Consider the following 13,650-nt stretch of genomic DNA (forward strand, 5'->3'; position numbering starts at 1 on the left):
ACTCTTGTCTCATGACGGAGCTGCGCACGCTTCTGGACGACCTGCGCGCCGAGGGCGACGACCTCGATGCCCTGGTCGCGGACCTTCCCGCCGACGAGTGGGCCACACCGACGCCGGCCGAAGGCTGGACCGTCGCTCACCAGATCGGTCACCTGCTGTGGACCGACCGGGCGGCGCTCCTCGCGATCGGCGACCCCGACGCGTTCGTCGCGGCCGCGCAGGACGCTCTCGCCGACCCGACCGGATTCGTGGACAAGGGCGCCACCGAGCTGGCCGCCCGGCCTCCCGCGGAACTGCTCGCCGACTGGCGTGCCGCCCGCCGCGAACTCGCCGACGCCCTCGCCGCGGTCCCGGCGGGTACCAAGATCCTCTGGTACGGCCCGCCGATGGGCGCCGCATCGATGGCGACGGCCCGGCTCATGGAGACCTGGGCGCACGGCGGCGACGTCGCCGACGCACTCGGCGTCACCCGGACTCCCACCGCGCGGCTGCGCCACGTCGCGCACCTCGGCGTCCGCACCCGCGACTTCGCATTCGTCGTGCACGACCGCACCCCGCCCGCCGAGCCGTTCCGGGTGCAACTCGACGCCCCCGACGGCACCGTCTGGGAATGGGGACCGGCGGACGCCGCCCAGTCCGTCACCGGACCGGTCCTCGATTTCTGCCGTCTCGTCACCCAGCGCGTGCACCGCGGCGACACCGCGCTCGTCGCCACCGGACCCGACGCCGACGCCTGGCTCGACCTGGCCCAGGCGTTCGCGGGCCCGCCCGGCGCCGGCCGCGACAGCCGGGCGGCCCGATGAGCGCACCCGTGCGGATCGGCAACTGCTCGGGCTTCTACGGTGACCGGCTCGCGGCGATGCGAGAGATGCTCGAAGGCGGCGACCTCGACTATCTGACCGGCGACTACCTCGCCGAACTGACGATGCTGATCCTCGGCCGCGATCGGATGAAGGATCCGAATCTCGGTTACGCCAAGACATTTCTGCGTCAGGCCGAGGACTGTCTCGGTCTCGCGCTCGACAAGGGCGTCCGGATCGTCACCAACGCCGGCGGCCTGAACCCGTCGGGATTGGCGGCCGCGCTGCGCGAACTGGCCGGGCGACTCGGCGTCGATGCGACCGTCGCGCACGTCGAGGGCGACGACCTCATCGGCCGGGTCGGCGAACTCGGGTTCGCGACCGATCCGCCACCGCTGACCGCCAACGCCTACCTCGGGGCATGGGGAATCGTCCGGTGCCTCGAGGCCGGTGCCGACATCGTCGTCACCGGGCGCGTCACCGACGCCTCCGTCATCGTCGGGCCTGCGGCCGCGCACTTCGGTTGGGCCCGAGACGATTTCGATGCACTCGCCGGAGCCGTCGTCGCCGGGCACGTGATCGAGTGCGGCACCCAGGCCACCGGCGGCAACTACGCGTTCTTCACCGAGATCGACGACCTGGACCGCCCCGGCTTCCCGATCGCCGAGATCGCCGCCGACGGCTCGTCGACCATCACCAAACATCCTGGCACCGGGGGAGCGGTCACCGTCGGTACCGTCACCGCGCAACTGCTCTACGAGGTGACCGGCGGTCGCTACGCCGGACCCGACGTCACCGCGCGGCTCGACACCGCGCAGCTCACCCCGGACGGACCCGACCGGGTCCGCATCAGCGGGGTGCGCGGTGAAGCGCCGCCGCCGACGCTCAAGGTCTGCCTCAACTCGCTCGCCGGGTTCCGCAACGAAGCGGTGTTCGTGCTCACCGGACTCGACATCGAGGCCAAGGCCGCGCTCACCCGGCGGCAGGTCGAGGCGAACCTGACCGTCCGGCCCGCCGAACTCGACTGGACCCTGGCCCGCACCGACCACCCCGACGCCGACACCGAGGAAGCCGCGAGCGCTCTGCTGCGCTGCACCGCCCGCGACCGCGACCCGAACGTGGTGGGACGCGCATTCTCTTCCGTGGCAGTCGAATTCGCGCTCGCGAGCTATCCCGGCTTCTCGCTCACCGCGCCGCCGGGAAACGGCGCGCCCTACGGCGTGTACACCGCCGCCTACGTCGACGCCGGTCTGGTCCCGCACACCGCGGTGCTGCCGGACGGAACCGCGGTCGCGATCGAACCGGTGACGCCCACCTGCCCGCTCGAACCGCTGCCCGAACCGGACCTGCCGCATCCGCTGCCGCCGGGACCCGTCCGCCGCGTCCCGCTCGGCACCGTCGCCGGGGCCCGCAGCGGCGACAAGGGCGGCGACGCCAACATCGGCGTGTGGGTCCGCACCGACGATCAGTGGCGGTGGCTCGTCCACGTCCTCACCGTCGACGCCGTGAAGGAACTGCTGCCCGAGACGTGGCCGCTCACCGTGACCCGGTACGTGCTGCCGCACCTGCGAGCGGTGAACTTCGTCGTCGAAGGCATCCTCGGGCGCGGTGTCGCCTCCGGGGCCCGATTCGATCCGCAGGCCAAGGGCCTCGGCGAATGGCTGCGCGCCCGGTACATCGACATTCCCGAATCCCTGCTGGAGGCCACCGCGTGAGCATCTGGACCACCCCTGAACGCACCGCTCTGCGCGAGACCGTGACCGGCTTCGTGCAACGCGAGATCCTGCCGCACCTCGCGGACTGGGAACGCGACGGTGAACTGCCCCGCGACCTGCACAAGAAGGCCGCCGCGTCGGGGCTGCTCGGCGCCGGCTTCCCCGAATCGGTCGGGGGGTCCGGCGGCGACGCGGCCGACACCCTGACGATCTGCGAGGCGTTCCACGAGGCCGGCGCCTCCGGCGGTGCGTTCGCGTCGCTGTTCACCTGCGGCATCGCGGTGCCGCACCTGATCGCGGCGGGCGATCCCGACCAGATCCGCAGGTGGGTCGCGCCGACGCTCGCAGGAGACTTGATCGGTTCGCTCGCGATCACCGAACCCGGAGGCGGCTCCGACGTCGGGCACCTGACGACCCGGGCCGTCCGCGACGGCGATCACTACATCGTCAACGGTGCCAAGACGTACATCACCTCCGGATGCCGCGCCGACTTCGTCGTCACCGCCGTGCGCACCGGCGGTGACGGAGCGGGTGGGGTGTCCCTGCTCGTGATCGAAAAGGGCACACCGGGATTCACGGTGTCCCGTAAGCTCGACAAGATGGGCTGGCGCGCCTCCGACACCGCCGAACTGTCCTACGTGGACGTGCGGGTCCCCGCCGCGAACCTGGTCGGCCCCGAGAACACCGGATTCGGGCAGATCGCCATGGCCTTCGTCGCCGAACGCATCGCCCTGGCCGCGCAGGCCTATTCCGGTGCCCAGCGCTGCCTCGATCTGACGGTCGCGTGGTGCCGCGACCGTGAAACCTTCGGCCGTCCCCTCATCACCCGCCAGTCCGTGCAACGCACCCTCGCCGAGATGGCCCGCCGCATCGACGTCGCCCGCGTCTACGCGCGGCGCGTCGTCGAACGCTCCCTGGAGGGCGACGGCGACCTCATCGCCGAAGTGTGCTTCGCCAAGAACACCGCCGTCGAGGCGGGCGAATGGGTCGCGAACCAGGCCGTCCAGCTGTTCGGCGGGCTCGGCTACATGGCCGAATCCGAGGTCGAACGCCAGTACCGGGACATGCGCATCCTCGGCATCGGCGGCGGCACCTCCGAGATCCTCACCGAGCTCGCCGCGAAACGATTGGGGTACACCGGATGAGCGTGCTGACCACCCGGATCGACCCGGCATCGGCGGAGTATCGCGCGGCCTCGGAGGCGATGACCGCCAAACTCGCCGAACTCGACGCCGAGCACGCGAAGGCCCTCGCCGGCGGCGGCGAGAAGTACGTCGCGCGGCACCGCGCGCGGGGCAAGCTGCTGCCGCGTGAACGCATCGAAATGCTGATCGACCCCGACTCGCCGTTCCTGGAGCTGTCCCCGCTGGCCGCGTGGGGCACCGAGTTCCCGGTCGGGGGGAGTATCGTCACCGGGATCGGCGTCGTCGAGGGCGTCGAATGCATGATCACCGCCAACGATCCCACCGTCCGCGGCGGCACCAGCAATCCGTGGACTCTGCGTAAGAGTCTGCGCGCCAACGACATCGCTCTGCAGAACCGGCTGCCCGTGATCTCGCTCGTCGAGTCCGGCGGCGCCGACCTGCCCACCCAGAAGGAGGTGTTCATCCCGGGCGGGCGGTTGTTCCGCGACCTCACGCGCCTGTCCGCGGCCGGGATTCCCACCATCGCGTTGGTCTTCGGGAACTCCACCGCCGGTGGCGCCTACATGCCGGGGATGTCCGACCACGTCGTGATGATCGAGAAGCGGTCCAAGGTGTTCCTCGCCGGCCCTCCGCTGGTGAAGATGGCCACCGGTGAGGAGTCCGACGACGAGTCCCTCGGTGGTGCCGAAATGCACGCGCGCACTTCCGGTCTCGCGGATCATCTCGCCGTCGACGAATACGACGCGCTGCGCATCGGGCGCAACATCGTCCGGCGGCTGAACTGGCGCAAGCAGGGTCCGGCTCCGCGCCCCGGCGTCCGCGAACCACGCCACGATCCGGAGGAACTCCTCGGGATCGTGCCGGAGGATCTGCGCAAGCCGTTCGACCCGCGCGAGGTGATCGCTCGCTTCGTCGACGACTCCGACTTCGACGAGTTCAAACCGCTGTACGGCTCGTCGCTGGTGACCGGCTGGGCGCAGGTGCACGGATTCCCGGTCGGGATCCTCGCCAACGCGCGCGGGGTGCTGTTCAACGAGGAATCGCAGAAGGCCGCGCAGTTCATCCAGCTCGCGAACCGTGCGGACACGCCACTGTTGTTCCTGCACAACACCACCGGCTACATGGTGGGCCGGGAATACGAGGAACGCGGCATGATCAAGCACGGCGCGATGATGATCAACGCGGTCTCCAACTCGACGGTCCCGCACATCTCGATCCTGATCGGCGCCTCCTACGGCGCAGGGCACTACGGGATGTGCGGGCGCGCGTACGATCCGCGGTTCCTGTTCGCGTGGCCCAGCGCGAAATCCGCCGTGATGGGCGGGGCGCAGCTCGCCGGTGTCGTCTCGATCGTGGGTCGTGCCGCTGCCGAAGCGCGTGGCCAGGCGTTCGACGAGGCCGCCGACGAGGCGATGCGGGCCGCGATCGAGCAGCAGATCGAAGCCGAATCGCTTCCGATGTTCCTGTCCGGGCGTCTCTACGACGACGGCGTCATCGACCCCCGGGACACCCGAACCGTGGTGGGGATGTGCCTGTCGGCGATCGCCACCGCCCCGATCGAAGGCGCCGACGGTTTCGGCGTCTTCCGGATGTGAGGCCGCGATGACAGTGTCCCGTGTGCTCGTGGCCAACCGCGGCGAGATCGCCCGCCGGGTCTTCGCGACCTGCCGCCGCACCGGCCTCGCGAGCGTCGCGGTGTTCTCGGACGCCGACGCCCGCAGCCCGCACGTCGATGATGCCGACGTCGCCGTACGCCTGCCGGGGCACGCCCCGGCCGACACCTACCTACGCGGCGACCGGATCGTCGAGGCGGCGATCGCCGCCGGCGCCGACGCCGTGCACCCCGGATACGGATTCCTCTCGGAGAACGCCGAATTCGCCCGGAGTGTGCAGGACGCGGGACTCACGTGGGTCGGGCCGCCGCCGGCGTCGATCGAGCAGATGGGATCGAAGGTCGAGGCCAAGAAGCTCATGGCCGCAGCCGGGGTGCCGGTCCTCGCCGAACTCGATCCGGCCGCCGTCACCGCCGCCGACCTGCCCGTGCTCGTCAAGGCATCCGCCGGAGGCGGCGGACGCGGCATGCGGGTGGTGCGCGACCTCGCGGACCTCGACGGTCAGCTGGCCGCGGCCCGTCGCGAGGCTCAGGCCGCGTTCGGCGACCCCACCGTGTTCTGCGAGCGTTATCTCGAGACCGGCCGGCACATCGAGGTGCAGGTCCTCGCCGACCGCTACGGCACCGTGTGGGCGGTCGGCGAGCGCGAATGCTCCATCCAGCGGCGGCACCAGAAGGTCGTCGAGGAAGCGCCCTCGCCGCTCGTCGAGGCCGTGCCCGGGATGCGGGAGCGTCTGTTCGAGGCGGCGCGGCTCGCGGCGACCGCCATCGGCTACGAGGGTGCCGGGACCGTCGAATTCCTCGCCACGGGAACCGGAGCGGACGGGGAGGCGGGCGAGTTCTACTTCCTGGAGATGAACACGCGCCTGCAGGTCGAGCACCCGGTCACCGAATGCACCACCGGCCTCGATCTCGTGGACCTGCAGCTCCACATCGCAGCAGGAGGCCGGCTGGATCCCGAACCGCCTGCGGTCCGAGGTCATTCGATCGAGGTGCGGCTCTATGCGGAGGATCCGGCGCGCGACTGGCAGCCGCAGTCGGGCACGGTGCACCGGCTCGCGTTGCCCACGGCGCCCGCCGAATTCGCGGTGCTGCGCGAGACCGGGGTGCGACTGGACTCCGGCGTCGTCGACGGCACCGAGGTCGGGGTGCACTACGACCCGATGCTGGCCAAGGTCGTATCCCGGGCGCCGACCCGCGCGGTCGCGGCACGGCTGCTCGCCGCCACCCTTGCCTCCGCCGAGGTGCACGGGGTGCGCACCAACCGCGACCTGCTGGTGAACGTGCTGCGGCACCCGGCGTTCCTCGCCGGTGACACCGACACCGCGTTCTTCGACACGCACGGGCTCGACGTGTTGTCGGCTCCGCTGGCGGACCGGCAGGCCGAGGCGGTCTCGGCGCTGGCCGCGGCCCTCGCCGACGCCGCGCACCGCCGCGCCACCGCGTCCGTGAACGCGGGTCTGCCCGGCGGATGGCGGAACCTGCCGTCGCAACCGCAGGTCAAGACGTTCACCGGCGATCTCGGTGAGCACGAGGTGCGCTACCGGCTCGGCCGCACCGGGCTGGACACGGCCGGGTTCGACATCGGGTTCGAGACGGTCGTCCTTCTCGATCTCCGGCCCGACCGGGTGGTACTCGAACTGGACGGGCTGCGCCGCGAGTTCCGGGTCGCGCGCTACGCCGATGCGGTGCACGTCGATTCGGGGCTCGGACCGGTCCGGCTGCGCGAGGTCCCGCGCTTCACCGATCCGTCGACGCAGGTCGCCGCGGGGTCGCTGCTCGCACCCATGCCCGGGGCGGTGATCCGCCTCGGCGCCGAGGTCGGCGACACCGTCACCGCCGGGCAGCCGATCCTGTGGCTCGACGCGATGAAGATGGAACACACGATCACCGCCCCCACCTCGGGGGTCCTCACCGAATTGAACGTCACCGTCGGCGCGCAGGTCGCCGTCGGCGCGCTCCTGGCCGTTGTCACCGAGCCGGACGCGCACACCGTAGAAGGAGAACAGGCATGAGTGTCATCGAAACCGAGGAACAGACGCAGCTGCGGGCCGCGGTCGCCGCGCTCGCCGAACGCTACAACTACGTCGACTACGTGCTGCCGAAGGCCCGCCGCCACGAGCCGCTGACCGAATTGTGGGACGAGGCATCGAAACTCGGCTTTCTCGGTGTGAACCTGCCGGAGGAATACGGCGGCGGTGGCGCCGGGATCTACGAACTGGCGCTCGTGCAGGAGGAACTCGCCGCGAAGGGATGCGGGCTGCTGCTGGTCGTCGTGTCGCCCGCCATCTGCGGCACCATCATCGCCAAGTACGGCACCGACGCGCAGAAGCAGCAGTGGCTACCGGGCATCGCGGACGGTTCGAAGATCATGGCGTTCGGGATCACCGAGGCCGACGCGGGATCGAACTCGCACAGGATCTCCACCGTCGCCAAGCGTGACGGTGAGGACTGGATCCTCCACGGCAGCAAGATCTTCATCTCCGGTGTCGACCAGGCCGACGCGGTGCTCGTCGTCGCCCGGACCGAGGACGCGAAGACCGGCAAGCTGCGCCCGGCCCTGTTCATCGTGCCCACGGACACCCCCGGCTTCGTCAAGACGCCCATGGAAATGGACATCATCGAACCCGACCATCAGTTCACCCTGTTCTTCGACGACGTGCGACTGCCCGCCGACGCCCTGGTCGGTGAACCGGAAGCGGCACTGATGCAGTTGTTCGCCGGGCTCAACCCCGAACGCATCCTCGGTGCGGCGATGGCGGTCGGGCTCGGCCGCTACGCCCTCGACGCGGCCGTGCGCTACGCCGGGGAACGCACCGTGTGGAAGGACCCCATCGGTGCGCACCAGGGCATCGCGCATCCGTTGGCGCAGTGCAAGATCGAACTCGAGCTCGCCAAGCTGATGATGCAGAAGGCCGCCGTCCTGTACGACAGCGGTGACGACTTCGGTGCCGCGGAAGCGGCGAACATGGCGAAGTACGCGGGCGCCGAGGCCAGTATCAAGACGCTCGACCAGGCGATCCAGACCCACGGCGGTGGCGGCCTCACCCAGGAGTACGGCCTCGCGTCGCTGCTCGGTGCCGCCCGCATCGCGCGGGTCGCTCCGGTGAGCCGGGAGATGATCCTCAACTTCGTGTCGCAGCATTCCCTGGGGCTGCCGAAGTCGTACTGAAGCCGCAGCGGGGGACCGCCGGAACAGGGAGACTTCAGTGAGGAGGTAGTGGTGGTGGCCGATCCGGAACGATCCGAGCCGTACGTGCGGTACAAGACGTCGCGCGGCTTCGCGAGACTGACGCTCGACTCACCGCACAACCGCAACGCACTGTCGGCGCGCATGCTCGACGAATTGCGTCGCGGCCTGGACACGGCCGCGTCCGATCCCGGCGTCCGCGCCGTCGTCCTCACCCACACCGGCGGAACATTCTGTGCCGGAGCCGACCTCGGCGAGGTGTCGGACAACCCCGCCGAGGCGGCCGCGGAACGTACCCGGGAGATGACGGCGCTGCTGCGGGCGTTCCTGGAACTGCCGAAACCGGTCGTCGGGGTGATCGACGGTCACGTGCGGGCCGGGGGGATGGGGCTGGTCGGCGCGTGCGACATCGTCGTCGCGGGACCGCGCTCGACCTTCGCGCTGACCGAGGTCAGACTCGGGCTCGCGGCGTCGATCATCTCCCTGACCGTGCTGCCCCGCCTGTCCCAGCGGGCCGCGGGCCGGTACTTCCTCACCGGCGAACGGTTCGGCCCGGAGGAAGCGGTCGCGATCGGCCTGGTGACGATGGAGACGGACGATCCCCACGGGACCGTGCACGAACTGCTGGCCGAACTGTCCGAGTGCTCGCCGCAGGGCCTGGCCGAGTCGAAGCGGTTGACCACGATGCGGATGCTCGCGGACTTCGACCGATACGGCGACGAGCTGGCCGCGCAGTCCGCGCGTCTGTTCGGTTCCGAGGAGGCGGTCGAAGGGGTGACGGCGTTCCTGCAGCGCCGGCGCCCGTCGTGGACGCGGATGTGAAGCGGTCGGCGCGGTGCTTTTGATCGAGCGGGCTTCCGTGAGGAACAGTGCAGGCATGAGCACAGGGCAGGGCGACGACAGCCGACGACGCGCGGAGCAGGAACGCAGCCGCGCCACCCGTACGACGATTCTCGATGCCGCTGTCGAAGTCCTGGTCGCGCACGGATATTCGCGTGCGACCACCGTACGGATCCAGCAGGCCGCCGGGGTGTCCCGCGGGCGGCTGCTGCACCACTATCCCAATCGGGACTCGCTGCTCGTCGCGGCCGTCCATCACCTGGCCGCGCGCGGGGTGCGCGACGTGGGCCGGGACCGGCAGTGGCCGGCGGAACCGGTCGAGCGGATCGCGGTGGCCGTGGACCTGATGTGGCAGCACTTCCGCCAGCCGTACTTCTGGGCGTCGATGGAACTGTGGCTGGCCGCGCGGTCGCACGAGGATCTGCGCACCGAACTGCTGCCGCTGGAACGGGCGCTCGGCGGCATGATCAAGAAACAGACGGACGGGTTCTTCGGACCGGACCTGACCGCGAATCCGCGCTACGCCGAGATCCGCGACCTCGTGTACACGAGTATGCGCGGGGTCGCGCTCGGCTACGCGATCGATCCGCGGGACGCCGAGAGCGATCCGTACCTGCGGGAATGGCGCCGGCAGTTCGAACAGGTGTTGCTCGATCGTGCCTGACGACCGGTGCTTCCGCGGCGGGCGCCGAGTACCGCTACGCCGATGCGCGCACGGCCAGCGCGTCCGCGAACGTCTTCTTCAGCGACCACCGCAGGTGCTCGAGGTCCGGCTGCGGCGTCGACTGCTGGTATCCGTACAGGATGAACAGTCCCATCCGGGCGAAGTTCTCGGCGTCGGCGCCGGATCCGAGGAGACCGGTCGTCGCTTCCAGTACGACGTCGAATCGTTGCCGGTCGACCGTGTTCTGCACGGCCCGGACCTCGGCGTCGCTGTGTGCCCACGCCCGGATCGCGGATTCGGCACGGTGCGGCAGCCCGCATGCGAACTCGATGAGCAGTTCGAGGCGCTGATCGGACTCGGCGACGAGCCGGGCCGCGTCCACGAGTCGCAGGGTCTGCTTGTCGAGCCAGTGCTGCAGGAACTCGGTCTTGAACTGACCCCAGCTCTGGAAATAGTTGTAGAACGAACCCGTCGTGACGGACAGGCGCCGGCAGAGAGGTGCCTGCTTGAGGCCACCGTGATCGTCCGTAGACAGAATCTCGATGGCAGCGTCGAAATAGTCTTCCCGCCTGACGAGTGTCGCCACGACGTGACCTCCCCTCTCTGGCCGTGTCGTTCCCGAGTGTACGAAAGGGCGTGCCGTATCCCCGGCGACCTGCCGCGCGGTGCCATCATGGGTCTGCTGCCGGCTCTGGGGAAGAGTGCCGAGGAACCGCACAGCACGACACACACCGGAGGGCAGCAGTGAAGCGGGAGCCCAAGCAGGACCGCAGCCGCGCCACACGCCGGCGGTTGCTCGAAGCGACGATCGACTGCCTCGCCGAACTCGGCTGGGGTGCCACCACGGTCGGTGTCGTCGCCGAACGTGCCGGTGTGTCGCGGGGCGCGACCCAGCATCATTTCCCGACCCGCGAGGACCTGATCACCGCGGCGCTCGAGTTCATGTTCGACAGCCGCATGGATCTGGTGCGCCGCGAGAGCATCGATCTGCCGTACGGTCCGGCCCGCACCGAGGCGGTGGTGGCGCGGCTCGTCGAGCAGTACACCGGCAGCCTGTTCCGGGCCGCGCTGCAGGTGTGGACCGCCGCGGCCGCCGATCCGGAACTGCGGGCGCGCATCGTGCCGCTGGAGGAACACTTCGGGCGCGTCGCGCACCGCGTGGCTCTCGAGGAACTCGACGCGGACGGCTCCGATCCGGTCGTGCACCGCATGGTGCAGGCCACGCTCGACCTCGCCCGCGGTCTCGGTCTCGCGGACGTGCTCACCGACGATTCGCGGCGACGTGCCGAGATCGTGCGGAACTGGGCCGCCCAGCTCGACACCGTCATCGACGCGGCGCGGCGCCGCCGGGCGACCGAGCACTCGGCTGGGTAAGGTCAGTGTCCATGCTTGCCAAGCCGGCCACGATGCTGGCCGCGGTCGCGGCCCTCGGGTTCGCCGCCACCGGGTGCGGTTCCGGCGACGACGCGCCTCCGGCCGCCGACGTGTCTCCTGCCCAGCAGGTCACCGAGCCGGGTCCGTTCTTCGGGGAGTGCAGCTCGGTCACCGACGACGAGGTGGCCGCCGCGTTCGGTCTGGGCGCGTTCGCGACGGTCACCCGCAATTCGGTCGGGTGCGAATGGGAGACGGTGGTCGGCGGGCCGAGCGTCACGTTCTCCTGGTACCGGGGCAGTCCCATCGGGCGCGAGCGCGCCGGCTCCGATCTGATAGGACGCCCGGCCGAGGACGTCGAGATCGGCGGTCACGAGGGATTCATGGGCTCGGCGCAGAACGAGCTGGGGCAGACCGTGTTGTGCGAGATCGGCCTTCAATACGGTGGCGACTTCGTCCACTGGTCCGTCACGTACGCGGACTTCACGCCCGCCGCTGACGCGTGTGTGGTCGCGCGCCGGCTCGCGGAACTGTCCGCGGAGAGGGCGGTGGAATGAGCACGCGCCGAATCACCGCGAACCGGCTGCGACGGACCGCCGCGGCGGTGCTGGCCGCCGTGGTCGCCGGGGGAGCGCTCGCCGGGTGCAGCCGCACGATCGAGGGACGCGCCGTACAGGAAGGTGCCGGCGGGGGTGGAGCCTCGGCCGAATTCACCAAGCTGCTCACCGAGTGCGACGCCGTCACCGACGAGCAGATCGCGGAGAGCGTCGGATCCGACTACGTGCTGCGCGGGTTCTTCGGCGCGATCTGCCGCTGGGACGGCGACGGGCCGAGCGGGCCGGTCAAGGTCACCTTCAACTGGTTCGAGACGGGTGCCCTCGACACCGAACGCGAGGCCGGCGAACGGCTCGGCTACGCGGTGGAGAACACCACCGTCGAGGGCCGGCGGGCGCTCCTGATGCGACGGCCCGCCGATCCGCATTCGTGCGGTGTCTCCGCGAACGCGTCGACCGTGGGGATCTTCGGCTGGTGGGTGCAGTACGTGCCCGGATCGGCGCATCCGGACCCGTGCGAAGCGGCCGCAACACTGGCCCGGCTCACTCTCAACCTGAGCAGTTGAGGCCGCGGTGCGAGGTCGGTGGGGGAGCGGTAGCTCACTTTGACCTCGTGGCTCGCCGCCGGGTATCGTTGTGGGTCGTGTCCGGCATGCCCGGGCCGATCTGTGTGCCTATGCGAGGTAGTGCCGTGCGCGCGGTCTGTAGACAACTGCAGTTTGCGAGCCCCCGGCTGCCTGTGTGGGGGTACGCGACACGCCCGACCTCGTGTGCACACGGGGGGCGGGTGCGGGGCAGCAGCTTCCTTGTCCCAACCGATGGATCCCTAATTTCAGAACAGCCGAGGCTGCTCGTGTGAGCAGCTCCAGACAACGAGAAAGCCTGTAGATGCCAACCATCAATCAGCTGGTCCGCAAGGGCCGCCGCGACAAGACCGCCAAGGTCAAGACCGCGGCCCTCAAGGGCAGCCCGCAGCGCCGTGGCGTGTGCACCCGCGTGTACACCACCACCCCGAAGAAGCCGAACTCGGCTCTCCGTAAGGTCGCGCGTGTCCGCCTGACCAGCGCTGTCGAGGTCACCGCGTACATCCCCGGTGAGGGTCACAACCTCCAGGAGCACTCGATGGTGCTCGTTCGTGGCGGTCGTGTGAAGGACCTCCCGGGTGTCCGCTACAAGATCATCCGCGGCTCGCTCGACACCCAGGGTGTCAAGAACCGCAAGCAGGCTCGCAGCCGCTACGGAGCGAAGAAGGAGAAGGGCTGATGCCACGTAAGGGTCCCGCTCCCAAGCGCCCGCTGATCGCCGATCCGGTCTACGGTTCGCCGCTGGTCACCCAGCTGGTCAACAAGATCCTCCTGGACGGCAAGAAGTCCACCGCCGAGCGCATCGTCTACGAGGCACTCGAGCAGGCTCGCGAGAAGACCGGCACCGATCCGGTCGTCACCCTCAAGCGCGCGCTCGACAACGTCAAGCCCGCCCTCGAGGTCCGCAGCCGCCGCGTCGGTGGCGCCACCTACCAGGTTCCGGTCGAGGTTCGCCCGGGCCGTTCCACCACGCTGGCCCTGCGCTGGCTGGTCACCTTCGCGCGTCAGCGCCGTGAGAAGACCATGGTGGAGCGTCTGGCCAACGAGCTTCTCGACGCGAGCAACGGTCTCGGCGCGTCCGTGAAGCGCCGCGAGGACACCCACAAGATGGCTGAAGCCAACAAGGCGTTCGCGCACTACCGCTGGTGAGTCGTTGCCGGCCGGGAGGATCGGTT

The 13,650-nt window shown here is 70.0% G+C and carries 14 protein-coding genes; 13 read left to right on the forward strand and 1 reads right to left on the reverse strand.

Going from position 1 to position 13,650, the window contains the following annotated elements; genetic code table 11:
• The first annotated feature begins 11 nt into the window (after nucleotides 1-11).
• From ACWDUD_RS13185 to ACWDUD_RS13220, 8 genes are read left to right on the forward strand one after another with little or no spacing between them, the layout of a single operon-like run.
• Nucleotides 12-803, forward strand: coding sequence for a TIGR03084 family metal-binding protein (locus ACWDUD_RS13185; protein WP_248676205.1), 792 nt, complete (start codon nucleotides 12-14; stop codon nucleotides 801-803).
• A complete protein-coding gene (locus tag ACWDUD_RS13190; RefSeq protein ID WP_248676206.1) occupies nucleotides 800-2,515 on the forward strand; it encodes an acyclic terpene utilization AtuA family protein in 1,716 nt (571 codons plus the stop codon). Before ACWDUD_RS13185 ends, ACWDUD_RS13190 begins: the two co-directional genes overlap by 4 nt.
• Nucleotides 2,512-3,660, forward strand: coding sequence for an acyl-CoA dehydrogenase family protein (locus ACWDUD_RS13195; RefSeq protein ID WP_248676207.1), 1,149 nt, complete (start codon nucleotides 2,512-2,514; stop codon nucleotides 3,658-3,660). Before ACWDUD_RS13190 ends, ACWDUD_RS13195 begins: the two co-directional genes overlap by 4 nt.
• Nucleotides 3,657-5,255, forward strand: coding sequence for an acyl-CoA carboxylase subunit beta (locus ACWDUD_RS13200; protein ID WP_197251451.1), 1,599 nt, complete (start codon nucleotides 3,657-3,659; stop codon nucleotides 5,253-5,255). The genes ACWDUD_RS13195 and ACWDUD_RS13200 overlap by 4 nt, the downstream gene beginning before the upstream one ends.
• A 7-nt stretch (nucleotides 5,256-5,262) precedes the next feature.
• Nucleotides 5,263-7,287 carry an ATP-binding protein gene (locus ACWDUD_RS13205; RefSeq protein ID WP_450109617.1) on the forward strand — a complete coding sequence of 675 codons (2,025 nt, stop codon included), beginning with the start codon at nucleotides 5,263-5,265 and terminating at the stop codon, nucleotides 7,285-7,287.
• Complete coding sequence (locus ACWDUD_RS13210; protein WP_450109618.1) at nucleotides 7,284-8,444, forward strand: acyl-CoA dehydrogenase family protein; 1,161 nt, start codon at nucleotides 7,284-7,286, stop codon at nucleotides 8,442-8,444. Before ACWDUD_RS13205 ends, ACWDUD_RS13210 begins: the two co-directional genes overlap by 4 nt.
• A gap of 54 nt (nucleotides 8,445-8,498) precedes the next feature.
• Nucleotides 8,499-9,284: an enoyl-CoA hydratase family protein gene (locus ACWDUD_RS13215; RefSeq protein ID WP_450109619.1), complete on the forward strand. Its 786-nt coding sequence runs from the start codon at nucleotides 8,499-8,501 to the stop codon at nucleotides 9,282-9,284.
• A 55-nt stretch (nucleotides 9,285-9,339) separates the two neighbouring features.
• Complete coding sequence (locus tag ACWDUD_RS13220) at nucleotides 9,340-9,966, forward strand: TetR/AcrR family transcriptional regulator (RefSeq protein ID WP_450109620.1); 627 nt, start codon at nucleotides 9,340-9,342, stop codon at nucleotides 9,964-9,966.
• 34 nt (nucleotides 9,967-10,000) lie between these two features.
• Here the strand turns inward: ACWDUD_RS13220 and ACWDUD_RS13225 are convergent, their stop codons facing one another.
• Entirely contained in the window at nucleotides 10,001-10,552 is a 552-nt protein-coding gene (locus tag ACWDUD_RS13225; RefSeq protein WP_450109621.1) for a TetR/AcrR family transcriptional regulator, read from the reverse strand.
• 158 nt (nucleotides 10,553-10,710) lie between these two features.
• Between ACWDUD_RS13225 and ACWDUD_RS13230 the strand changes: the two genes are divergently transcribed.
• The 5 genes from ACWDUD_RS13230 (at nucleotide 10,711) to rpsG (ending at nucleotide 13,624) form a co-directional block, all read left to right on the forward strand.
• Entirely contained in the window at nucleotides 10,711-11,340 is a 630-nt protein-coding gene (locus ACWDUD_RS13230; protein ID WP_197251456.1) for a TetR/AcrR family transcriptional regulator, read from the forward strand.
• A gap of 11 nt (nucleotides 11,341-11,351) precedes the next feature.
• Nucleotides 11,352-11,894 (forward strand): DUF3558 domain-containing protein, encoded by a 543-nt coding sequence (locus tag ACWDUD_RS13235; protein ID WP_450109622.1) that lies wholly within the window; start codon nucleotides 11,352-11,354, stop codon nucleotides 11,892-11,894.
• Nucleotides 11,891-12,457, forward strand: a complete 567-nt coding sequence (locus tag ACWDUD_RS13240; RefSeq protein ID WP_197251458.1) for a DUF3558 domain-containing protein — start codon at nucleotides 11,891-11,893, stop codon at nucleotides 12,455-12,457. The genes ACWDUD_RS13235 and ACWDUD_RS13240 overlap by 4 nt, the downstream gene beginning before the upstream one ends.
• A 322-nt stretch (nucleotides 12,458-12,779) precedes the next feature.
• Nucleotides 12,780-13,154 carry a 30S ribosomal protein S12 gene (gene rpsL / locus ACWDUD_RS13245; protein WP_197251459.1) on the forward strand — a complete coding sequence of 125 codons (375 nt, stop codon included), beginning with the start codon at nucleotides 12,780-12,782 and terminating at the stop codon, nucleotides 13,152-13,154.
• Nucleotides 13,154-13,624 carry a 30S ribosomal protein S7 gene (gene rpsG, locus ACWDUD_RS13250; protein ID WP_068159523.1) on the forward strand — a complete coding sequence of 157 codons (471 nt, stop codon included), beginning with the start codon at nucleotides 13,154-13,156 and terminating at the stop codon, nucleotides 13,622-13,624. Before rpsL ends, rpsG begins: the two co-directional genes overlap by 1 nt.
• Nucleotides 13,625-13,650 lie beyond the last annotated feature (26 nt).

The organism is Rhodococcus sp. NPDC003382, from assembly GCF_053589135.1.

Excerpts from the sequence above, each read along its gene's own strand:
- ACWDUD_RS13185 (WP_248676205.1), top strand. The coding sequence starts at position 12 with ATGACGGAGCTGCGCACGCTTCTGGACGACCTGCGCGCCGAGGGCGAC.
- ACWDUD_RS13190 (WP_248676206.1), top strand. The coding sequence starts at position 800 with ATGAGCGCACCCGTGCGGATCGGCAACTGCTCGGGCTTCTACGGTGAC.
- ACWDUD_RS13200 (WP_197251451.1), top strand. The coding sequence starts at position 3,657 with ATGAGCGTGCTGACCACCCGGATCGACCCGGCATCGGCGGAGTATCGC.
- ACWDUD_RS13205 (WP_450109617.1), top strand. The coding sequence starts at position 5,263 with ATGACAGTGTCCCGTGTGCTCGTGGCCAACCGCGGCGAGATCGCCCGC.
- ACWDUD_RS13210 (WP_450109618.1), top strand. The coding sequence starts at position 7,284 with ATGAGTGTCATCGAAACCGAGGAACAGACGCAGCTGCGGGCCGCGGTC.
- ACWDUD_RS13220 (WP_450109620.1), top strand. The coding sequence starts at position 9,340 with ATGAGCACAGGGCAGGGCGACGACAGCCGACGACGCGCGGAGCAGGAA.
- ACWDUD_RS13235 (WP_450109622.1), top strand. The coding sequence starts at position 11,352 with ATGCTTGCCAAGCCGGCCACGATGCTGGCCGCGGTCGCGGCCCTCGGG.
- ACWDUD_RS13240 (WP_197251458.1), top strand. The coding sequence starts at position 11,891 with ATGAGCACGCGCCGAATCACCGCGAACCGGCTGCGACGGACCGCCGCG.
- rpsL (WP_197251459.1), top strand. The coding sequence starts at position 12,780 with ATGCCAACCATCAATCAGCTGGTCCGCAAGGGCCGCCGCGACAAGACC.
- rpsG (WP_068159523.1), top strand. The coding sequence starts at position 13,154 with ATGCCACGTAAGGGTCCCGCTCCCAAGCGCCCGCTGATCGCCGATCCG.